Source organism: Paraburkholderia sp. CNPSo 3281, from assembly GCF_024206515.1.
Lineage (GTDB): Bacteria > Pseudomonadota > Gammaproteobacteria > Burkholderiales > Burkholderiaceae > Paraburkholderia > Paraburkholderia nodosa.
Window position 1 is genome coordinate 174,461 of record NZ_JAMBPS010000002.1, and the last position, 21,546, is coordinate 196,006.

Genomic DNA, 21,546 nt, shown 5'->3' on the forward strand with positions numbered 1-21,546 from the left:
TCGCTCAGACCGGTTCGCCCCACAGGCGCAGGCGCGAGACGCCGCCGTCCGGGAAGATGTTGAAACGCACGTGCGTGACCGGGCCGAGCGCGGTGATCCCGCTCTCGAACACGTGCTGCCTGTCCATTTCGAGCTTCTGCTCGCCGAGCAGTTCCGGCCAGAACATCGCCTGGGTGACGAGCGAATCGTCGGTGCCGCCCGTCACGCTCGCCGCCTGCAGCGAGCAGCGGTCCGGGTAGTTGCCCTTGAAGTGCGCCGTGTCGACTTCGATCTTGTGGATGATGCCGGGCCGCGCGAGCGCCACGATCGCCCAGTCGTTGCCAGGTTCGCGGCGGCGGCGCGTTTCCCAGCCGTCGCCCATGTTCACGCCGCGGCCCGGCATGAGGATGGTCGAAGCGAGTCCGAAGTGCTGGTTGTTGGCCGCGACAAGATACGCGCCGTTTTCGATCGCCGCGAGATCGACGAGGCTGCCGCGCTCCACCGTGCTCCAGTCGCGCCGGGGCTGACCGTACACGCGCAGACGCGCGAGGCCCCCGTCGGGATAGAGATTCACGCGCAAATGCGTGAACGCGCGCGTATCGCTGACTTCGACGTAGTGGTGCTGGTTGCCCTGCAAGGTCGTCGCCGGTACGATGGTCTGCCAGTCGGCGTTGTCACCGGGCGTCGCGTCGTCGCCCAACTGCGCGTAGCACGCCTCGATCGAAGCCGCCGGCGGGAAGTTGCCCGTGAAATGGCTCGTGTCGAGGTCCAGGCCGTAAATCACGCCCGGGCGCGCGAGGCGCACGATGCAGAAGTCGTGGCCCGTCGTGCGCTTGCGGCGCGTTTCCCAGCCGTCCATCCACTTGCCGTGGTCGTCGTACTTGCCGGGGATAAAGACCGCGGGCTGCGGTTCGAGCATGCGCTCCTTCGGCGCGAAGAACTCGTCGCTCGCGTGGAGCGCGCGAGCACCCAGACGCGGATCGGCGAGGTTCATGTAGCGGCGCGTGAAGGCGGGGGCGTTGGGGTCGAGAGTCGGAATGGCCATGATGGTGTCGTTCGCTGGGGTTGCTCAGTTGATCGAAGGAAAATGTCAGCAGATGCGGTGTGGAAGTTCAGGCGTGCGCGTGCTTGCCGCCGAGCGCACCGTCTTCGCCATGCGCCGTGTCTGCATTGGTGTCGCCTGCCGGCACGTAGAGAAAGCCTTCGTCGAGGTTCAGCACGCGCCTGGCGCGCGCCTTGTCGATGTCGTGCTCCCACACTGCGACCACGACCGTCGCGACGCAGTTGCCGATCAGGTTGGTGAGCGCGCGGGCGATGCCGACGAACCAGTCCACCGGCAGGATCAGCACGAGGCCGAGCACGGGAATCGCGGGAATGGCGGAAAGCGTGGCGGCGAGAATTACGATCGCTGAACCGGGAATGCCGTGCGCGCCCTTCGAGGTGATGAGCGACACCAGCACGACCACGATGAGATCGTGCATCGACAGCGGCGTGTTGGTCGCCTGCGCGATGAAGATCACCGCGAGCGTGAGGTAGATCGAAAAGCCGTCGAGATTGAATGAGTAGCCCGTCGGGATCACAAGACCCACCGTGGAATCCTTCACGCCCATCCATTCGAGCTTGCGCATGATCTGCGGGAGCACGGCGTCGGACGAAGCGGTGCCGAGCACGATCGAGAGTTCTTCGCGCAGGTAGCGGATCAGCTTGAACACGTTGAAGCCCGCCAGCCGCATGACGATGCCGAGCACCACCGCGACGAACACGATGCAACTGGCGTAGAACACGATCACGAGCAGCCCGAGCTGCTTGAGCGAAGCGACGCCGTACGTACCGGTCGTGAACGCGATTGCGCCGAGCACGCCGAGCGGTGCGAGCTTGATGATGAAGCCCATCACCCGGAAGAAGACCTGCGCGAGTTCGTCGATCAGGCTGTTCACGCGCTGCGCCTTCGGGCCGAGCAGCGAGAGCGCGCTGCCGAACAACACCGAGAACACGAGGATCTGCAGGATGTCGCCCTTCGCGAAGGCGTCGAAGGCGGTGTCGGGAATGATCTTCAGCAGGAAGCCCGCAGTGTCCTTCAGGCTCTTGGCGTGCTCGGTGTAGGTCGCGAGCGAGGCGGCGTCGAGCGAGTGCAGATCGACGTTCATGCCGGCGCCCGGACGCGTGACGTACGCGAGCACGGCGCCGATCACGAGCGCGACGGTCGTCATCGCCTCGAAGTACACCACCGACTTGAGGCCCACGCGGCCCACCTTCTTCAGGTCGCCCGCGTGCGCCATGCCGCTCACGACCACGCAGAACACGATAGGCCCGATCACCATCTTGATGAGCTTGAGAAAGCCGTCGCCGAGCGGGCGCAGCGACTGGGCGAAATGGGGAAACACCGCGCCTACCACGATGCCCAGTACGAGGGCGATCACTACGCGGCCAAACAGCGAATTGAAGAACTTCGTCACGACTGTCTCCTACTGAGCAGGGGGGAGCAACCAACTGTTCTGACTGGTCTGACCAGCACCGTTATGGCGGATAGTAGGAAGCCGATATACCGGAGTCAAGGTTGGGAAGCGCGGTGTTTACCCTTGCGCGGTCTGACCAGTTTGCGGGCCGGAGCGCGAAGCCTTATCCCGCGGCGCACGGGCGTTGACGCGATGCACCATGGGTGTGCGCCGGACGGGACTACAATACCGGTCAGACCACGCGAATGCTGCCCGCGCCATCCGATGAAGAACGTTCCGCACACCGTCACCGACGCTGCCATCGCCACGATCCGCGAACGGATCGAGGGCGGCCTGTATCCGGTCGGCAGCCTGCTGCCCGCGCAGCGGCAGCTTTCCGAGGAACTGGCGATCAGCCGCGCGTCGCTGCGCGAAGCGCTCTCGACGCTCGAAGCACTCGGCATGCTGTCGATCCGCGCGGGCAAGGGTGTGTACGTGACGAGCGCGCAGGCCACGACCGCTCACCCGTGGCGTTTCGCCGATCAGTCGTCGCTGCCCGACACCTACCAGATGCGCTACGCGCTCGAAGGCTTCGCCGCGCGCATGGCGGCGCTCGCCATTGGCGACGCCGATGTGACGTGGCTCGAAGCGAATACCGAGGCGCTGCACGAGGCCCTCGCCTGCGAAGAACTCGACGAAGCCGCGCAGCTCGACTTCGAGTTCCACATGCGTATCGTGAATCTCGCGGGCAATGCGGCGATCGAATCGATCCTGCGCAGCAGCGCCGACATCATGAAAGAGAGCCAGCGCATGCCGTTCTACCGGCGCGAGCGCGTGCTCTCCACGCATCGCGAGCACGGCCTGATCGTGGTGGCGCTGAAGGCGCGCGACTCGGCGGCGGCCGGCGAGGCGATCGAGGCGCACATCGCCAATGCGGCACAGCGCGCGGGCGTATACTTCCCTACGCCGCCCGCGTTCGCCGCCGCCTCCCCAAGCGCCATCGAAAAATAAGGACGAAAAAAAACCGCCCGATGGGCGGTTTTTTCAAGCAGCGTAGAGCGTGCTTACTTCGCGTTCGCGAAAGCCACAGCCGTGTCCAGCATGCGGTTCGAGAAGCCCCACTCGTTGTCGTACCAGCTCGACACCTTCACGAGACGGCCCGAGACCTTCGTGAGCGTGGCGTCGAAGGTCGACGATGCCGGGTTGTGGTTGAAGTCGATCGACACCAGCGGTGCGTCGTTGTAGCCCAGGATGCCCTTGAGCGCGCCTTCCGAAGCTTCCTTCATGATGGCGTTGACTTCTTCGACCGTCGTGTCGCGCTTGGCGATGAACGACAGGTCGACGATCGACACGTTGATGGTCGGGACGCGGATCGCGTAGCCGTCCAGCTTGCCGTTCAGTTCCGGCAGCACGAGGCCGACAGCCGAAGCCGCGCCCGTCTTCGTCGGGATCTGGCTGTGCGTGGCCGAGCGAGCGCGGCGCAGGTCTTCGTGGTACACGTCGGTCAGAACCTGGTCGTTCGTGTACGCGTGGATCGTCGTCATCAGGCCGGTTTCGAGGCCGATCTTGTCGTTCAGCGGCTTGACGAGCGGTGCCAGGCAGTTGGTCGTGCACGATGCGTTCGAGATGACCGTGTGTTCGGCCTTCAGCACGTTGTGGTTCACGCCGTAGACGATGGTCGCGTCGACGTCCTTACCGCCCGGCGCCGAGATGATGACCTTCTTTGCGCCGCCCTTCAGGTGCGCGCTCGCCTTTTCCTTGGTCGTGAAGAAGCCCGTGCACTCCATCACGACGTCGACGCCCAGCTCGCCCCACGGCAGTTCGGCCGGGTTGCGGTTGGCCAGCACGCGGATCTTGTCGCCGTTCACGACGAGGTAGTCGCCGTCCACCGTCACTTCACCGGGGAACTTGCCGTGTGCCGTGTCGTATTGCGTCAGATGCGCGTTGGTCTTCGCGTCACCCAGGTCGTTGATCGCAACGATCTGGATGTCGTGCTTCTTGCCGTTCTCGTAGAAGGCGCGAAGCGTGTTACGGCCGATGCGGCCATAGCCATTGATAGCGACGCGAATCGTCATGGTTTATCTCCTAAGGGCTGAAAAATTCTGAAACCAGTGCTGCGCTGGCGTCGACGCCTGGCTGGGGCGGCCTGGCGGGGCGCTCAAGGCAGCGGGCCCGCCAGATCTTGCCGATCAGGCGGGCCCGTTACGCATGCTTAGTTGTCGAGCGCGGCCTTGGCCGTCGCGACGACATGATCGACCGTGAAGCCGAAGTGCTTGAACAGCACGCCAGCCGGGGCCGATTCGCCGAACGTGTCGATGCCGACCACGGCGCCTTCGAGGCCCACGTACTTGCGCCAGAAGTCGGTCACACCGGCTTCGATCGCGACGCGGCGCACGCCCTTGGGCAGCACGCGCTCTCGGTATTCAGCGTCCTGCCTGTCGAACACGTTGGTCGACGGCATGGACACCACGCGGGCGCCGATGCCTTCGCGCTGCAGCGCTTCGACGGCCTTCATCGCCAGTTCGACTTCAGAGCCCGTGGCGATCAGGATGATCTTGCGGCTCGGGATGTCGTCGTTCCAGTCCTTGAGGACGTAACCGCCCTTGGCGATGTTCGCGATCTGGGCATCCGTGCGCTCGTTGAACTGCAGGTTCTGGCGGCTGAAAATGAGGCTCGACGGACCGTGATGCGAAATCGACTCGGTCCAGGCCACCGCGGTTTCCACGGTGTCGGCCGGACGCCAGAGCGTCATGTTCGGGATCAGGCGCAGGCTTGCGACCTGTTCGATCGACTGGTGCGTCGGGCCGTCTTCGCCGAGGCCGATCGAGTCGTGCGTGAACACGAAGATCGACGGGCACTTCATCAGCGCGGCCACGCGCAGCGCGTTGCGGCTGTAGTCCGAGAACGTGAGGAACGTGCCGCCGAACGCCTTGTAGCCGCCGTGCAGGTTCAGGCCGTTGAGCGCCGCGCTCATGCCGAACTCGCGCACGCCGTAGTTGATGTGGTTGCCCCACTGAATGCCGGTCTCGCCGGCCTTGGCGGCGCGCACGGGCTTCGAGGCCTTCCAGTTGGTGAGGTTCGAGCCGGTCAGGTCGGCCGAGCCGCCGAGCAGTTCGGGCAGTGCCGCGGCGAGACCTTCGATGGCCTGCTGCGAAGCCTTGCGCGTGGCGACCGTTTCCTTGCGCGAATCCGCGCCGGCGACGATCGCGGCGGCCTTCTGCGCCCAGTCGGCGGGCAGCTTGTGGGCCATGCGGCGCTCGAACTCGGCGGCTTCGCTCGGGTACTTCGACTTGTATGCGGCGAACTGCTCGTTCCATGCGGCTTCGAACTTCGCACCGGCGTCCTTCGCGTCCCAGTCTGCGTAGACTTCTTGCGGCAGCGTGAACGGTTCCCACTTCCACCCCGCGGCTTCGCGCCACTTGGCAATTTCTTCGGCGCCGAGCGCCGCGCCGTGCACGTCGTGGCCGCCCTGCTTGGTGGGCGCGCCCTTGCCGATGATGGTCTTGCAGCAGATCAGCGTGGGCTTGTCCGAGGCCTTGGCCTTCTGGATGGCCGCGTCGACCGCGTCCACGTCATGGCCGTCCACGTGCGGGATCACGTTCCAGCCATAGGCTTCGAAGCGCTCCGGCGTGTTGTCGTGGAACCAGTTGACCACGTCGCCGTCGATCGAGATGCCGTTGTCGTCGTAGAGCGCGATCAGCTTATTCAGCTTGAGCGTGCCGGCGAGCGAGCAGGCTTCGTGCGAGATGCCTTCCATCAGGCAGCCGTCGCCGAGGAACACATACGTGTGGTGATCGACGATCTTCGCGTCGGCCTTGTTGAACTCCGCTGCGAGCAGCGCTTCGGCCAGCGCCATGCCGACCGAGTTCGCCAGACCCTGGCCGAGCGGGCCCGTGGTCGTCTCGACACCCGGCGTGATGCCGAACTCGGGGTGACCCGGCGTCTTCGAGTGCAGTTGACGGAAGTTCTTCAGTTCCGCCATCGGCAGGTCGTAGCCCGTGAGGTGCAGCAGCGAGTACAGCAGCATCGAGCCGTGGCCGTTCGACAGCACGAAGCGATCGCGGTCGCTCCAGAGCGGGTTCGTCGGGTTATGGCGCAGATGGCGCGACCACAGCGCAACGGCGATCTCGGCCATGCCCATGGGCATGCCGGGGTGACCGGAGTTCGCTTGCTGAACGGCGTCCATGGACAGCGCACGAATAGCGTTGGCCATCAATTGGGTGGTAGCGGGGGAGGCGGAGGACGAGGTCGTCATGTCGAGTCCGGAAGTGTGCAAAAAGCGGCGTGGGCGGCGCAGGTCGCGAACAGCGCAAATTGCGAGGGCAAACTGCGGCGCACACAGCAGCGCGGGAGTCCGGAAGCTCGGCAAATCGCCCGCTCAGGCGCACATGCGGCGCCAGGAGACGCGAAACGGCCGGAGCAAACGGAGAGGGCTGCAAAGCGGAATATTCTAGCAGATCGTGGGGATTATCCCTGGCCATAGGGCGAGGGGTATGCGCCGTGCGCGCCGTCACCCCGCCGTTGTCCTCTCGTTGGCCTTTGCCGCGTTCGAGGTGCGGTTGACACCCCCTATAATGTCTCTGTTGACCCTATTTCTGGGCGATTTTCGCGCGCTCCGGCGCACCGGCAGCGCCTCTCGACCTCCGTGACCGACTCCCTCCTTTTCCATCCTGCGGCAGACGCGCTCTACGGCTTTCCTGGCGCGCGCCGCCTCGCCGCGGCCGATACGCCGTGGCAGCGCATCGAGGTCTGGGACACGCCGCAACTGGGTTGCCTGTTCACGCTGGACGGCCGCCCGATGACCTCCGCCGGCGACGAGTTCATCTATCACGAGTGCATGACGCACCCGGCCGCGCTCACGCATCCCGCGCCGCGCGCGGCGCTCGTGCTGGGCGGCGGCGACGGCGGCGCGGCGCGCCAGTTGTTGCGCCACCGGGACATCGAGCGCATCGTCGTGGCCGAACTGGACCCGGACGTGGTGCGCCTGACGGGCGACTATCTGCCCCAAGTCCGCGGCAACGCCTTCGAAGATCCGCGCGTGGAACTCGTGATCGGCGACGCGGCCGCGTTTGTCGCCTCGGCGCAGGAACGTTTCGACCTTGTCGTATTTGATCTGACACCGCCGGATTCACCGGCTGCCGGGCTCTACACGCCGGCGTTCTATGCCGTGCTCAAGCGCGTGATGAGCGCCGAAGCACTCGTCTCGCTCCATCTGGGCTCGCCGTTCCATCATGCGCAGCGCGTGGGCGCACTGCTTGGCGGACTGCGCGCGGCCTTCGCCGTCGTGCGACCGCTTGCCGCCTACGTGCCGCTCTACGGCTCACTCTGGCTCATGGCGATCGCGAGCGACGCGCTCGACCCCGCCGGCATCGACGAGAGCACGTTGCAGGCGCGCGCAGCCGGGCGGCAGCTCGAGGGCCTGCGCTACTACGACCCGCGACTGCACGCGGCGCTCTTAAAAAGTTCGTGCACAGCCCGCGATAAACTAGGCGAAGTCCTGCAGCTTTAGGGTCCTGCCCGTGGAAAACGGCCAGTCCCAAGCGCTTTTTCATGCGCGCCTTCGCCCGGAGCGGCACGGCGCCTCATTCGAACCGCGAATCTGGAGAGACTCGATGACCGCACCCCGCCCCGCCGGCGTGCCGTGGCTGACCCCGTATCTGACGGTGCGCGACGCACGCGCGTCGATGGACTTCTATCGGGCAGCGCTCGGTTTTGCGGTACGCGACAGCGTGGAGGACGACGGCGCGATCATGCACGTGGAAATGACGTACCACGATCAGCTGATTGTCATGTTTGCGCCGGAGGGCGCATTCGGTTCGACGGCGCGCACCCCCAAAAGCGCACAGAATGTCGCACCGCAATCTTTTTATCTGTATGTCGACGATGTCGACGCGGTTTATGCGCGGGCGCTCGAAGCCGGCGCGAAATCGCTGAGCGAGCCACAGGACCAGTTCTGGGGGGACCGTTTCGCGCAGGTCGAAGACCTCGACGGTTACCGGTGGGCGCTTGCTCGGCACTTGTCCTGATTCAATGAGAAATAGTTCTATGCCCCGCTTTTTCGTCGGCAGCGCCCTGCAATCCGACGAGGTTGTCACCCTTCCCGACGAAGTCACGCGCCATGTCCAGGTGCTGCGCCTGCGACCCGGCGACACCATCGTGCTGTTCAACGGTGTTGGCGGCGAGTACAGCGCCGAGATTCTCGGCATGGAGCGCCGCGACACGCAGGTGCGCATTGGCCCTTACCGCGATTTCGAAGCCGAGCCGCCTTATCGTGTCACGCTCGCGCAGGGCGTTGCCAGCAACGACAAGATGGACTGGCTGATCGAAAAGGCCGTCGAACTGGGAGCGACGAACTTCGTGCCGCTCACCGCCTCGCGCAGCGTCGTGCGCCTTTCAGGCGAGCGCGCCGTGCGCCGCCAGGCGCACTGGCAGCGCATCGTGCAGGCCTCGTGCGAACAATGCGGCCGCAACCGCCTGCCCGACGTCGCGCCCACGCGTGACATCGCCGCGTGGCTCGGCTCCCTGCCCGAGCACCCCGGCGACGGCGAACTGCGCCTGCTGCTCTCGCCGCGCGCCGACGTCGCGTTCTCGACCTTGCCGGTCGAGCCGCCTTCGGGCGAAGTGACGGTGCTGATTGGGCCTGAGGGGGGATTCTCGGAGCAGGAAGAGGAGGCGGCGCTCGGCCACGGCTTCATCGCCGTGGGGCTCGGGCCGCGCGTGCTGCGCACCGAAACGGCGGGCATCGCCGTGCTCGCTGCGCTCGCCGCGCGCTGGGGCGGCTGGTAAGAGGAGCGGATCGAGCGGCGGGTAAAAATGACAAAGCCCGCCTTTCGGCGGGCTTTGTCATTTTCTGTCGCATGCGCGCGACGAAACGTGAGCCGAAGGTCAGGCGAACGAATAAAAAACGCGGAACGGCACCTTGCGCTCGGCCCAGTATTCCGAAGCCTCGCGAAAAACGTCGAGCAGCGTCTCTCGCCCGTCCTTGTCGAACTTCTGGGCGATCGGCAGTCCTTCCAGCACGATCACGAAACCCGGCTGCTCGCCGGCCTTCTGCACCAGATCGGTCAGGCAGTCGTACAAGCCATCGTAGTTCTTGCCGAAATGCTTCGGAAACAGAAACGACGTGGCAATGGTCTCGAGCACTTCCTGCTTGGTTTGCGCATTCGCACAGAACGCATAGAGGAAATGCTCCTGCAGCCGCTGGGCTTCGTCCGAGAGATCCTGAATGCGAAACGCCCGGATCGACTGGACAATATTCGGCTGCACGGTCGAAAACAGGCTCATGGCCCCCTCGTTCGATGAAAGCCCCGCCTCATCCTGGCGCGCCTCGCTGTCTTGCTTCAACTGCATGACGCGCTGGAACAGGTTGCCTTCCCCGGACGCGAACAGATCGCTCGCGACCCGGGGGTCGTGCGCGTAAACGTTATCGCTCATGCCGCTCATCCCGGTGTCAATCAACAATTCGCCTGAAACTGGCGTAGTGGTCGTCGGAGTAGTAACAGTTGTCGGTCCGCTTGCGTGGGCCGCCGCAAACGATGCGCTTGGCACCGCGGTTGTGCGCGCCCGGCGTCGGGACCGTGTACTCGTGATAGTAGCCCCGCCGCTGCGGTGGCAATATCCGCTCAAAATTCCCGAATACGACGCCGTCCTTCTCGTAAGGGAACGGGCCGCCTGCCGCAATCAGGCTCAACGTGCCCACCGCCTCACGCGGAAGTTCGTTGACCGAAATGCTGCTGGGCGAATTACCCGTATCTTCCGGCTGACTCGTGCGCGCCTGAGCGCCACCTGCCGCGAGCGCTACGGTTGCGACCAGCGCCACCGCCGCGGCGCGCCGCAAGCCAGACAAACTGCCGCCGAAACAATGAGTTAGACGAGGCGCCATCCCCTGGTTCCCGCTTCCCTGGTTACGCGTTCGACGACCATGAAAGGTGTAAGGGTATCGCTAATGATGCCTGGAAGCAACGTTAGTCAGGCGAGGACGACCACCGCTTGACTCCGCACAAGGGCCAGACTGGTAAATTTTACAATCTCATTTTGCGCGATTTTGCTCGATCGAGCCGGGTCACGCGAACAAAAAATCGGCGCGCTCGCAGAGCACGCCGATTTATGGAACCACGCCGGCGCCGCCGGCAACCTGCGCGAGCGAGCTTAACGTGCCGCGTTCACGTCTGCGACGAGCAGCGCTGTCATATTGACGATGCGGCGCACCGTGGCGGAAGCCGTCAGCACGTGCACGGGCTTGGCCGCGCCCAGCAGGATCGGCCCGATGGCGATGTTGTTGCCGGCCGCCGTCTTGAGCAGGTTGTAGGAAATGTTCGCCGCGTCGATATTCGGCATGACGAGCAGATTCGCTTCGCCTTCGAGCGTCGACTCGGGCAGGATCTCCTTGCGCAGGTTCGCGTCGATCGCCACGTCGCCGTGCATTTCGCCGTCCACGTGCAGGTCCGGCGCGCGCTCCTGGAGGATTTCGAGCAGGTCCCGCATCTTCTGCGCGCTAGGCGCGTTGCTCGAACCGAAGTTCGAGTGCGAGCACAGCGCGATCTTCGGCTCGATGCCGAAGCGGCGCACTTCCTCGGCCGCCATGATGGTGATTTCCGCGAGCTGCTCCGGCGTCGGGTCGACGTTGACGTGCGTGTCGACGATGAAAATCTGCCGGTTCGGCAGCACGAGCGCGTTCATCGCTGCGTAGACGTTGCAGCCCGCCTTCTTGCCGATCACCTGATCGATGAAGTGCAGGTGGCGGTGCGTCGTGCTGACCGTGCCGCAGATCATGCCGTCGGCTTCGCCCTTTTCCACGAGCATCGAGCCGATCAGCGTGGTGCGGCGGCGCATTTCGAGCTTCGCCATTTGCTGCGTGATGCCCTTGCGCGCCATGAGCTTCGCGTAGCTCTGCCAGAACTCGCGGTAGCGCTCGTCGTGGTCGGTGTTGACGACCGTGTAGTCCTGGCCGGCGTGCAGACGCAGGCCGTAGCGCGCGATGCGCTGCTCGATCACCGAAGGGCGGCCAATCAGGATGGGCTTCGCGAGCTTTTCGTCGACCACGATCTGCACCGCGCGCAGGATGCGCTCCTCTTCGCCCTCGGCGAACACGATGCGCTTCTTCTCCGGCTCCACGGCGCGCGCGAGCTGGAAGATCGGCTTCATGGTCGTGCCGCTGTGGTAGACGAACTGCTGGAGGTGCTGCTCGTAGGCGTCCATGTCCTCGATCGGACGGGTCGCGACGCCCGAGTCCATTGCCGCCTTGGCCACAGCCGGCGCGATCTTGACGATCAGGCGCGGGTCGAAGGGCTTCGGAATCAGATACTCAGGCCCGAACTGCAGATCCTGGATGCCGTAAGCCGTGGCCACGACATCGCTTTGCTCCTGGCGCGCCAGTTCCGCAATCGCGTTCACCGCGGCGATTTCCATTTCGCGCGTGATCGTGGTCGCGCCCGCGTCGAGCGCGCCGCGGAAGATGAACGGGAAGCACAGGACGTTGTTCACCTGGTTCGGGTAATCCGTGCGGCCCGTCGCGAGCACGGCGTCCGGACGCACTTCGAGCGCGAGCTCCGGCAGGATTTCGGGCGTCGGGTTGGCGAGCGCGAGAATGAGCGGCTTGGCCGCCATCTGCTTGACCATGTCCTGCTTGAGCACGCCGCCCGCGGAGAGGCCGAGGAAAATGTCGGCGCCTTCGATCACTTCGGCAAGCGTGCGCGCGTGGGTTTCGCGCGCGAATCGCTCCTTGTCCGGGTCCATCAGCTCGGTGCGGCCCTTGTAAACCACGCCCGCCAGGTCGGTGACGACGATGTTTTCGAGCGGCAGGCCCAGGTCGACGAGCAGGTCCAGACACGCCAGCGCGGCCGCGCCGGCGCCCGAGGCAACCAGCTTCACGTCCTTGATGTCCTTGCCCACGACCTTCAGGCCGTTCGTGAAGGCGGCCGCCACCACGATGGCCGTGCCGTGCTGGTCGTCGTGGAAGACCGGAATCTTCATGCGCTTGCGCGCTTCGCGTTCGACGATGAAGCACTCGGGCGCCTTGATGTCTTCGAGGTTGATGCCGCCGAACGTGGGTTCGAGCGCGGCGATCACGTCGACGAGCTTGTGCGGGTCCGTCTCGTTGAGTTCGATGTCGAACACGTCGATGCCCGCAAACTTCTTGAAGAGCACCGCCTTGCCTTCCATGACCGGCTTCGAGGCGAGCGGCCCGATGTTGCCGAGGCCGAGCACGGCCGTGCCGTTCGACACAACGCCCACGAGGTTGCTGCGCGCCGTGAAGCGCGCGGCGTTGAGCGGATTCTCGACAATTGCCTCGCACGCGAACGCGACGCCCGGCGAGTACGCGAGCGACAGATCACGCTGATTGATCATCTGCTTGGTCGGCGCGATCGCGATTTTCCCGGGGGTGGGGAACTCGTGATAATCGAGGGCGGCTTCGCGAAGCTTGTTCGTAGCGGGATTCGACATGGGAGGCAGGACGTTAGTGCGGATTAGAATGACAACTCGAACGCTAAGTTGACCGATTGTAGCGCCAATCCTTGACAGCATTCCTTTCAGTTCGGGCGCAAGTGCCGCGACCGCGATGGGGGGAAAAGCCATGCCAGGGCGCCCTATGCGGCGACGGCCATACCCCAACTGTCATAACCCTTTCGTCATGCTTTCCGAGTTCTCCCTGATCGACCGATATTTTGCGCGGCGAGCGCGCACGAATACGCAACGCGCCACGCTGGGCATTGGCGACGACTGCGCGCTCATCGCGCCCGCCGCGGGCGAAATGCTGGCCATCTCGACCGACATGCTGGTGGAAGGCCGCCACTTTTTCCCCGACATTGCTCCGCACGCGCTCGGCCACAAGGCGCTCGCCGTGAATCTGTCCGACCTCGCCGCGATGGGTGCGCAGCCGCTCGGCTTCACGCTTGCGTTCGCGCTCCCCAGGGCGGACGAGGACTGGCTAGCTGCGTTCAGTGCGGGACTCTTCGAGCTGGCCGACCGCTTCGACTGCGAACTGATCGGCGGCGATACCACGGCAGGGCCGCTGAACCTGTGCCTGACGGTGTTCGGCTCAGTGCGTCAGGATGCCGCACTTCGGCGCGATGCGGCCCAGGCGGGCGACGACATCTGGGTCTCCGGCACGCCCGGCGACGCGCGCGCGGGCCTCGGCATGATGCGCGGCGAATGGCAGGTGAGCGAGCCCGACGCCGCGCACTTGCGCCGGGCGCTCGAATACCCTGAACCGCGCGTGGCGCTGGGCCTCGCGCTGCGCGGCGTGGCGCGCGCGGCGCTCGACGTATCGGACGGCCTGGCCGGCGACCTGCGCCACATTCTGGAACGCTCGAGCCTCGCCGCGACGATCGACGTCGACGCCCTGCCGCTCTCGCCGGCGCTTGCGCGCCTGCCGCGCGATGTGCAGTTGCAATGCGCGCTTGCGGGAGGCGACGATTACGAACTGTGTTTCTCGGCGGCGCCCGCGCAACGCGACGCGGTCGAGGCGGCGGCGCAACAGGCGGGTGTGCGCGTCACGCGCATCGGTACAATGACTTCCCGCACTTCGCCGCAAGCCGCCCCCGAGATCGCCTGGCGCGACGCGGGTGGCACGCCGCTCAATCTGACGTTGCAAGGTTTCGATCACTTCCATGCAGACTGACCCCACGCCCTCGCCCGCCGGTCAGCCGGCTCCTCCGGCAGGCCCGGCACGCAACGCCGCCACACCCGGCACGGGCGGTCAGCCCGCCGGCCCGCGCCGCGCCGACGCGCCGTTCATGCTCACCCATCCGCTGCACATCGTTTCGCTCGGCTTCGGCTCGGGGCTCTCGCGCCTCGCACCCGGTACGGCCGGCACGCTGTTCGCCTGGGCGGCCTTCGAGGTGCTCAACCGCTACCTCACGGTGACCGAGTGGGGACTGCTGATCTTCTTTGGCTTCTTTGCGGGCATCTGGATCACGGGGTTCACGGCGAAGAAGCTGCGCACGGAGGATCCCTCGGCCATCGTCTGGGACGAGATCGTCGCGTTCTGGCTCGTGCTGCTCATGATCACGCCTGTCGGTTTCGAGGGTCGGCTGTGGGCCTTCGTCGTCTTCCGGTTTTTCGACATGGTGAAGCCGTCGCCCATCCGCTATTTCGACCGGCGCTTCAAGGGCGGCCTCGGCATCATGCTCGACGACATCGTCGCCGCTTTCTTCACGCTGCTCGTCATCGCGCTCTGGCGCATGTCGGTGTAACCCCACCTCGCCGCCACGCCGCCGCCAACCCAACGGATTGCTGCAATGTCTACCGATTCCGTCGTTCACCAACTCGCCATCCGCGTCGGCAACAAGCTGCGCGACGGGCGGCTCATGCTCGCGACCGCCGAGTCCTGCACGGGCGGCATGGTCGCCACCGCCATCACCGACATTTCCGGCAGCAGCGTCTGGTTCGAACGCGGTTTCGTCACCTACTCGAACCAGGCGAAGACCGAGATGATCGGCGTGCCGCCCGAGCTCATCGAAAAGCACGGCGCCGTGAGCGAGCCGGTCGCGCGCGCGATGGCCGAAGGCGCGCTCAGCAACAGCCGGGCACAAGTTTCGCTCGCCATCACCGGCGTCGCTGGACCGGGCGGCGGCACGCCGGAAAAGCCGGTTGGCATGGTGTCGTTCGGCTGGAGCAACCGGCTGCATACGAGCGTCGAGACGCTGGTCTTCAAGGGCGACCGCGAACAGATCCGCGTGCAGGCCGCCGCGCACGCGTTGCGCGGGCTGCTCGCCTTCATCGACGAACAGGAACGCTAAAACCGGCCCGCGCCTCGCTGGCGCGCCGGCCGGGCTCACCAAGGAGGCGCACGCCATGGCAGCCGCGAATACCGCAGTCGAAGAATTGATCCGCCGTTTCGGGCTCGAACCGCACCCCGAAGGCGGCTACTACAGCGAAACCTATCGAGCCGACAAGCTTGTGCGGCGCGACGGCGCAGCCGTCGCAGAGGGCACGCGCGCAGCCTCGACGGCCATCTACTTCCTGCTGGCGGAAGGCGCCTATTCGGCATGGCACCGCATCCGCTCCGACGAGCTCTGGCACTTCTACGCGGGCTCGCCCCTCGAGATTCATTCGATCGACGAACGTGGCGTGCTCTCGACGCGCAAGCTGGGCCACGCGCTCGACCATCCCGGCACCGTGTTCCAGGCGGTCGTGCCGGCCGGACACTGGTTCGCGGCGCGCTGCTGCGATCCTTCGACCTACGCGCTCGTGGGCTGCACGGTGGCGCCTGGGTTCGAGTTCAGCGAGTTCGAGATCGCCGATGCGAACGCGCTCGCCGAAAAATACCCGCTGCATCGATCGATCATCGAATTGTTCGGCAAACCGGCGTCCGTTGCGGCTGCTGCCGCGAAGAAAGATTAGGGGCGCGGCGTCGAGGAGCGCGGATTCGCATGATGCCCAGCTTCGGCCGCCGCAATGGCGCCCCTCCCACTTCGCCGTTCGCAGCGCTCGAAGCGCTCCAGCGCAACCTCAGGCGTGAACGGCGCGTCTTCGCACTGCTGACCGGCCTGCTGATCTTTGCGGCGCTGTGCATGGCCGCTGCCGCGCTCGGCGGCATCGGGTTCAGCGCGCTGCGCGCGCAGGCGCTGGAGGCGAACACGCTCAGTGCGAAGGCCAACGCGCGGCTCGACCGGCTGTACACGCTGCTCGGCAGTGCGGGCGTCGTCCTCGTGCTCGAGACCGCCTCGACATCGACGGCACAGTTGACCGCCGAGCCAACCTCACGCTGCGCGACGACCTTCGAAGGCATGGACGGGTCGCCAGATCTGAGGGCGGTGTGCGAGCACATGGCGGGGGTGCTCGACATCGTCTCGTCCGATGTTCCCATCATGTTGCTACGCGCCGACGGCAGCGCGGCCTATAGCCGTGGTGTCGCGCCCAAGGGGTCGCAATTGCGGCAGGCCGAAGCCGCGCGCACGCTGGCCGATGCCGCGCTCCTGCAGATCACGACGCACGGCCTGGATCCGGTCGCGGCAGCCAGAGGTATCAAGGTCGCCTGGTTCCGCCCACCCGAAGCGCTGGGATTCCCGCCCGATCTCGTGCTCGGTGCGTTGCCGGTGCTCAGGAACGGCACGCTCTACGCGTTCACGATCACCAGCGTCAATCTCGACTCGCTCCTCCTCGCCCCCAGCACCAGCGTCCCGTCGATCCCCCCCACGCTGTTCGGCGCTGACGGCATCATGCTTGCCGGCCCGCTGCCCCCCGCTGGCGCGCAGTATCTCGACCGACTCCTTGCGAACCTTGCCCCCGGCAACTTCCACGTACTGCCCCGCTTCGGCGTCGCGCTGCGCGAAGCGCCGCTCGTGCATGGCTTTGGGCACTTCATGGTGGCGCTGTCGTGGGGCGAGCTCTTCGCGATCACGCGCACACCCGTCATCATCGTCCTGATCCTGACGGCCGCCCTCATTGCCATGCTCACCGTGCTGTCGCGCTACTGGAATCGCCGGATGCTGACGCGTATCTACGACGAAGCCACTCGCGCGCTCGAAGGGGAGTTGCTCAATCATCTGCTCGTGCACGCCACGCCGGTAGGCCTGTGCATCGTCAGGCGCAGCAACTTCGAGATCGTCGTGGCGAACCAGATCGTGCGCAATGTTCTCGGCATCGACGAGCACGCCACGCATTTACCGGGCGCGTTGTGCGTCGAGTTCGAGAAGCACGGGCCGTGGCCTGCCCCAGCGAAACACGAGGACGAGACCACGGTGTATGAGTTGCCGTACTCGCTGGAGCGGCCCGGCAAGGAAGCGCTCCATCTCGCCATCACCTATGCGCCGGCCACGATGAACCACGAAGCCGTCCTGTTCTGCGCGATCGCCGACATGTCGGAGCGTTACGAAGCGGAGCGCCTGCTGCGTGAAGCCAAGCGCATGAGCGACGAAGCCGCACGCGCCAAGGTGAGCTTCTTCGCGGCGATGAGCCACGAGATCCGCACGCCGCTCGCTTCGCTCGTCGGCAATATCGAACTCGTCGCGCGCGGGCCGCTCGCGCCGGAACAGGGCGCGCGCGTGCAGGCCATGCAAAACTCCTCGGCCGAACTGCTGCAGATCGTGAGCGACGTACTCGATTTTTCGAAAATCGACGTGGGTCAGATGAAACTGGTCGAAGAACCTGGCTCGATTGCGGCACTCCTTGTCCGCATCGCGCTCGCCCATGCGCCGCTCGCCGTGCGTCAGCACCTGCCGTTCTATCTCGTGATGGATCGGGCCATTCCGGCGCAGGTTCGCTTCGACGCCGTGCGCGTCGCGCAGATCGCCAACAACCTGCTCAGCAATGCCTTCAAGTTCACCCGCTCCGGGAAGATCGTCCTGCGCGCGCGCTGGGGCGAAGGTGCGCTGGAGATCAGCGTGAGCGACTCCGGCGACGGCATTGCCGAAGACCTCAAGCCACACCTGTTCCAGCCCTTCACGCAAGGCGACGCCCATCGGTTCACGCAAGCGCGCGGCACCGGCCTCGGGCTTTCGATCTGCGCCCGGCTCGCCCAGTTGATGCACGGCCGCGTCGAACTCGACAGCACGCTCGGCGTGGGGACACGCGTGGCCGTCACGCTGCCGCTGCGCCCCGAGGGCGACGCCACGGCTGGCAATGAATGGACGCTGCCCGATGCGCATCCCGCCATCCTGTGCCGCGCGCCGGAGAACCGCGAGTGGCTGGCCAACCTGTTCGACAGCCGCAGCAGCCCGCCGACCTTCCTGAGCCTCGACGCGCCGCTGCATGACGGCACGTTCGACTACCTGCTCGTGACCGACGAGTTCGCCGGCGACGACATCGCTTCGCTCTGGCCCGACAACGCAAAAATCGTATGGCTGCGCCAGGACGGACCGCTCGTCCCGCTCGAACTCGACAGCGGCGCAGTCGTGGTGAGCCTGTACAGTCTCGCGGGCATACGCGCCGCGACGCAGAAGCGGGTTCGCAGCCGTGGGCCGGCCGTCAATGCACAGCAACCCGCGGCGGACCAGAGCGCGACTGATGAGAGTTTCGCATCGCTAACTGTGCTGATCGCCGAGGACAACCGGCTCAATCGCGCCCTGCTGCGCGACCAGTTGCGCATACTCGGCGCCACCGTCATCGAGGCGAAGGACGGCGAGGAGGCGCTGGCGCGACTCGACGAGCGGCCAATGGACCTCGTTCTCACGGATCTGAACATGCCGGCCATGAACGGCTACGCGCTGCTGGACGCCGCGCGCGCCAAGTGCCCTCATCTGCCGATTTACGCGGTAAGTTCGGACGCGCTGCCGGAGCAGATCGCACAAGGGCGCGCGTTGGGCTTTACCGACTACCTCACCAAACCGGTCCCGCTCGCGGAACTCGCCCGCGTGCTGGCCGCGGTGTCGGCGCAGATCAGTGCTGCGCCAAGCGAACGCGCAACCGCGTCAAACGTGACACTCACAGACGACTTCGCAGCAGATCCACAACCCGGGCTGCCCCGCTTCCCGCCGCTGCCGCCCGCGCTCGCCGATATTGTCATCGCACAGGTGGAACACGATATCGCCGATTACGCGCAGATCGCCTCGCAGCGCGACTACGCGCGGATGAGCGAGTGGGCGCACCGCGTGTCCGGCGGACTGGCGGTGCTGGGTCCTTCGATGATCAATGAAGCCTGCCTCGAGTTGCGCGCGACGATGCGCGAAGCGGGCCAGTGGACTGGCGATGTCGGCGAGCTGGCGGCCGCCGTGGCGGCGGAACTCGAAGCACTGCGCTCGCATTCGGGGTAGCCGCGCGGGCGTCGTCAACGTGACGCCCGCGGGAAAAGGCAGTGACGGTAAGGGCGAAACCCGTTCAGGAACGTCTACCTGCCATGGAGCAAACCCATCTCAACGATACGCGTTGATCCGGTCGCGCGTTTCTCTCGCGGCCGTTGCAGCCGCCTGCGCGTAATCCTCGCCCTTGCTCGCGTAGATGATCGCGCGCGACGAGTTGATGAGCATGCCCGCGCCGTTCGCCGTGCGGCCCGCCTTCACGGTGGCCTCGACGTCGCCGCCCTGCGCGCCGATGCCGGGAATCAGCAGCGGCATGTCGCCCACGATGCCGCGCACGGTTTCGATTTCCTTCGGGAACGTCGCGCCCACCACGAGGCCGAGTTCGCCGCTTGCGTTCCATTGGTTCGCAGCAAGGTCCGCCACCACCTGATATAGCGGCTTGCCGCCGGTTTCGAGGAACTGCAGGTCCGAGCCGCCGGGGTTCGACGTGCGGCACAGCACGATCACACCCTTGCCCTTATGCGCGAGCCACGGCTCGATCGAATCGAAGCCCATATACGGATTGACCGTGACGGCGTCGGCCTTGAAGCGCTCGAACGCTTCGCGCGCGTACTGCTCGGCGGTGCTGCCGATGTCGCCGCGCTTGGCGTCGAGAATCACGGGCAGGCCCGGGTGCTTCTCGTGGATGTGCGCGATCAGCGCTTCAAGCTGGTCTTCGGCGCGGTGCGCGGCGAAGTAGGCGATCTGCGGCTTGAACGAGCACGCGTACGCCGCGGTGGCGTCGACGATCTCGCGGCAAAACTCGAAGATCGCGTCGCTGCGGCCGGCCAGCGCGGCGGGAAACTTCGTGGGCTCAGGGTCGAGGCCCACGCACAACAGCGAGCCGGTGCGCTGCCAGGCGGCGCCGAGGGTCTGGATGAAGGAAGTCATGGTGGTTGCTCGCGGCGAGCCAATAAGGGAAAACGGCGCGTATTTTACCCGCCCCGGAAGATGAGGCCGCGTCGCGGCTCCCGAATCGGCCTGGCGCCCGGCGCTCCCGCGAGATGAATCGCCGGAAGAACTGGGCGCGCGTGGCCGACGCGCGCTACGCCCAGCTCACGACCGCCTTACGTCCGTGCGCGCGCGCCCTTGCCGCCTCTCGCGCCCGTGCGGCCGCGCGCGCCGGCGCGGTGCGGGCTCGCTGACGCGCGCATGTCCATGCGCTCCACGGTGAACGAAAAGCGCCGCACGAGCCGCTCGCCATGCGCGAGCACGGTCATGCCGTTCGCATCGCCGCCGCCGCGCAGGTTCACCGCGTTGATCGGATGATCGACGGGTTCGAAGCAGAAGAAGTCTGCGCCGGGAGGCGTGTAGAGCACGTAGTAGTCGGTGTTCGCGCAAATCGAAAGCGAGAGCCTGCGACGCTCCCACACCACTGCCGCGCGCCCGCTCCAGCCGCTGAACGCGTGATTGACGAGTTGCGCAGGCAGCGGATAGGCCACGCCGAACTGCCAGGCGGGCGGCGCGGGCACGTGGCGCACCGGCAGCCAGTCCTGGCCCGAGAGCCACAGGCCGCTCGCGGGCGCCGAAAGCTCGGTGCTCGTGTCGCGCGCAAGAAACGGATGCACGCCAAGGCCGAACGGCAGCGCCTCGCGGCCCGTATTCTCCACTTCCAGCGTCATCGCGAGCGTCGCGCCGTCGAGCGCATAGGTGAGCGCTGCGCGGTACGAATACGGTTCACCGTCGCTGCGATCGAGCACGAGGCGCACGTTCTCGCGATCGGCGCTTTCGATGCTCCAGGGCGCGAGCCAGCCGTCGCCGTGAATCGGCAGCGGTTCGCTTGCGCGATTGCGCGGCACTTCGATATCGCGGCCGCCAAAGTGAAAACGCCCTGCGCCGATGCGGTTCGAGTACGGCAGCAGCGGGTAGCACGCAAGTTCGTTCGGGTCCATGCGCGCGCTCACGCGCTCGCAACGGCGAAACACGGGCTCGAACGCGCCTTCGCTGCGCCAGTCGAAACGCGTGATCCCGCCGCCCAGTTGGGGCGCGACGTCGAGCCTCAGATACGCGTTCGCGAGCGTCACGCATGCCACATCGCTCGAACCCGCCGCGCCGATCGCAACCGCCGAAGTGCTCGGCCCCGGCAATACCGGATGCGTGGCAGCTTCGAGCCGCGCGCGGCGTGCGGCGGCAGCTGGTGACACAACCGGTGACACAACCGGTGAGACAGACGGAGCGGATGCAGCGGTGGGCGGCACGCTTGCAGCAGCGGCGCCTGCAGAAACGGTGGAACGGGTAGGTCGACGCACAGCGGAATTCGCGACGCTCATAAGATGCTCCTCGAGAGGCATGTTTGATTGCCGCCGCAAAAGGCGGCTCACCGGAGGCCTGTCGACACCGCGCTTGCGCACGGGCCTGTGGCCGCTTCTTGTGTTCGCCCTTCTAGTGGTACTGGCAAAGCCAACTGCACACTA

The 21,546-nt window shown here is 65.9% G+C and carries 18 protein-coding genes; 9 read left to right on the forward strand and 9 right to left on the reverse strand.

Annotated features, from left to right (window positions below):
- Positions 1-4 precede the first annotated feature (4 nt).
- Positions 5-1,024, reverse strand: coding sequence for an allantoicase (gene alc / locus M3I56_RS02835; protein ID WP_254352465.1), 1,020 nt, complete (start codon positions 1,022-1,024; stop codon positions 5-7).
- A 67-nt stretch (positions 1,025-1,091) separates the two neighbouring features.
- On the reverse strand, positions 1,092-2,435 hold the full coding sequence (locus tag M3I56_RS02840; protein WP_254352466.1) for a C4-dicarboxylate transporter DctA: 1,344 nt from the start codon (positions 2,433-2,435) through the stop codon (positions 1,092-1,094).
- A 264-nt stretch (positions 2,436-2,699) separates the two neighbouring features.
- Between M3I56_RS02840 and M3I56_RS02845 the strand changes: the two genes are divergently transcribed.
- Positions 2,700-3,425, forward strand: coding sequence for a FadR/GntR family transcriptional regulator (locus tag M3I56_RS02845; RefSeq protein WP_254352467.1), 726 nt, complete (start codon positions 2,700-2,702; stop codon positions 3,423-3,425).
- Between the two features lie 53 nt (positions 3,426-3,478).
- Here M3I56_RS02845 and gap read toward each other — a convergent pair whose 3' ends face one another.
- Positions 3,479-4,489, reverse strand: coding sequence for a type I glyceraldehyde-3-phosphate dehydrogenase (gene gap / locus M3I56_RS02850; protein ID WP_028201919.1), 1,011 nt, complete (start codon positions 4,487-4,489; stop codon positions 3,479-3,481).
- Positions 4,490-4,626: 137 nt separating this feature from the next.
- On the reverse strand, positions 4,627-6,669 hold the full coding sequence (gene tkt / locus M3I56_RS02855; RefSeq protein WP_254352468.1) for a transketolase: 2,043 nt from the start codon (positions 6,667-6,669) through the stop codon (positions 4,627-4,629).
- Between the two features lie 390 nt (positions 6,670-7,059).
- Here tkt and speE point away from each other — a divergent pair, with 390 nt between their 5' ends.
- The 3 genes from speE to M3I56_RS02870 all read left to right on the forward strand — a co-directional run bounded on the left by speE (position 7,060) and on the right by M3I56_RS02870 (position 9,200).
- A complete protein-coding gene (gene speE, locus M3I56_RS02860; RefSeq protein WP_254352469.1) occupies positions 7,060-7,923 on the forward strand; it encodes a polyamine aminopropyltransferase in 864 nt (287 codons plus the stop codon).
- A 103-nt stretch (positions 7,924-8,026) separates the two neighbouring features.
- The gene (locus M3I56_RS02865; RefSeq protein WP_254352470.1) at positions 8,027-8,440 is read left to right on the forward strand and encodes a glyoxalase/bleomycin resistance/extradiol dioxygenase family protein; all 414 of its coding nucleotides are present in this window, start codon (positions 8,027-8,029) and stop codon (positions 8,438-8,440) included.
- Positions 8,441-8,459: 19 nt separating this feature from the next.
- Positions 8,460-9,200 (forward strand): 16S rRNA (uracil(1498)-N(3))-methyltransferase, encoded by a 741-nt coding sequence (locus M3I56_RS02870; protein ID WP_254352471.1) that lies wholly within the window; start codon positions 8,460-8,462, stop codon positions 9,198-9,200.
- 99 nt (positions 9,201-9,299) lie between these two features.
- On the opposite strand, the gene M3I56_RS02875 is transcribed toward M3I56_RS02870, so the two are convergent.
- From M3I56_RS02875 to M3I56_RS02885, 3 genes are all read right to left on the reverse strand, one after another.
- Positions 9,300-9,857 (reverse strand): barstar family protein, encoded by a 558-nt coding sequence (locus M3I56_RS02875; protein WP_028201914.1) that lies wholly within the window; start codon positions 9,855-9,857, stop codon positions 9,300-9,302.
- A 7-nt stretch (positions 9,858-9,864) separates the two neighbouring features.
- A complete protein-coding gene (locus M3I56_RS02880; protein WP_375541667.1) occupies positions 9,865-10,296 on the reverse strand; it encodes a ribonuclease domain-containing protein in 432 nt (143 codons plus the stop codon).
- Positions 10,297-10,562: 266 nt separating this feature from the next.
- Positions 10,563-12,857, reverse strand: a complete 2,295-nt coding sequence (locus M3I56_RS02885; protein ID WP_254352472.1) for an NADP-dependent malic enzyme — start codon at positions 12,855-12,857, stop codon at positions 10,563-10,565.
- A 187-nt stretch (positions 12,858-13,044) separates the two neighbouring features.
- Here M3I56_RS02885 and thiL point away from each other — a divergent pair, with 187 nt between their 5' ends.
- From thiL to M3I56_RS02910, 5 genes are read left to right on the forward strand one after another with little or no spacing between them, the layout of a single operon-like run.
- A complete protein-coding gene (gene thiL / locus M3I56_RS02890) occupies positions 13,045-14,034 on the forward strand; it encodes a thiamine-phosphate kinase (protein WP_028201912.1) in 990 nt (329 codons plus the stop codon).
- Entirely contained in the window at positions 14,024-14,608 is a 585-nt protein-coding gene (locus M3I56_RS02895) for a phosphatidylglycerophosphatase A (RefSeq protein ID WP_254352473.1), read from the forward strand. Before thiL ends, M3I56_RS02895 begins: the two co-directional genes overlap by 11 nt.
- A gap of 45 nt (positions 14,609-14,653) precedes the next feature.
- The gene (locus M3I56_RS02900; RefSeq protein ID WP_110385379.1) at positions 14,654-15,154 is read left to right on the forward strand and encodes a CinA family protein; all 501 of its coding nucleotides are present in this window, start codon (positions 14,654-14,656) and stop codon (positions 15,152-15,154) included.
- Between the two features lie 55 nt (positions 15,155-15,209).
- Complete coding sequence (locus M3I56_RS02905; RefSeq protein WP_254352474.1) at positions 15,210-15,758, forward strand: cupin domain-containing protein; 549 nt, start codon at positions 15,210-15,212, stop codon at positions 15,756-15,758.
- Positions 15,759-15,787: 29 nt separating this feature from the next.
- On the forward strand, positions 15,788-19,108 hold the full coding sequence (locus M3I56_RS02910) for an ATP-binding protein (protein ID WP_254352475.1): 3,321 nt from the start codon (positions 15,788-15,790) through the stop codon (positions 19,106-19,108).
- A 99-nt stretch (positions 19,109-19,207) separates the two neighbouring features.
- On the opposite strand, the gene pyrF is transcribed toward M3I56_RS02910, so the two are convergent.
- Positions 19,208-20,023, reverse strand: a complete 816-nt coding sequence (pyrF, locus tag M3I56_RS02915; RefSeq protein WP_254352476.1) for an orotidine-5'-phosphate decarboxylase — start codon at positions 20,021-20,023, stop codon at positions 19,208-19,210.
- 176 nt (positions 20,024-20,199) lie between these two features.
- The gene (locus M3I56_RS02920) at positions 20,200-21,276 is read right to left on the reverse strand and encodes an aldose 1-epimerase (RefSeq protein WP_254352477.1); all 1,077 of its coding nucleotides are present in this window, start codon (positions 21,274-21,276) and stop codon (positions 20,200-20,202) included.
- Between the last annotated feature and the right edge of the window lie 270 nt (positions 21,277-21,546).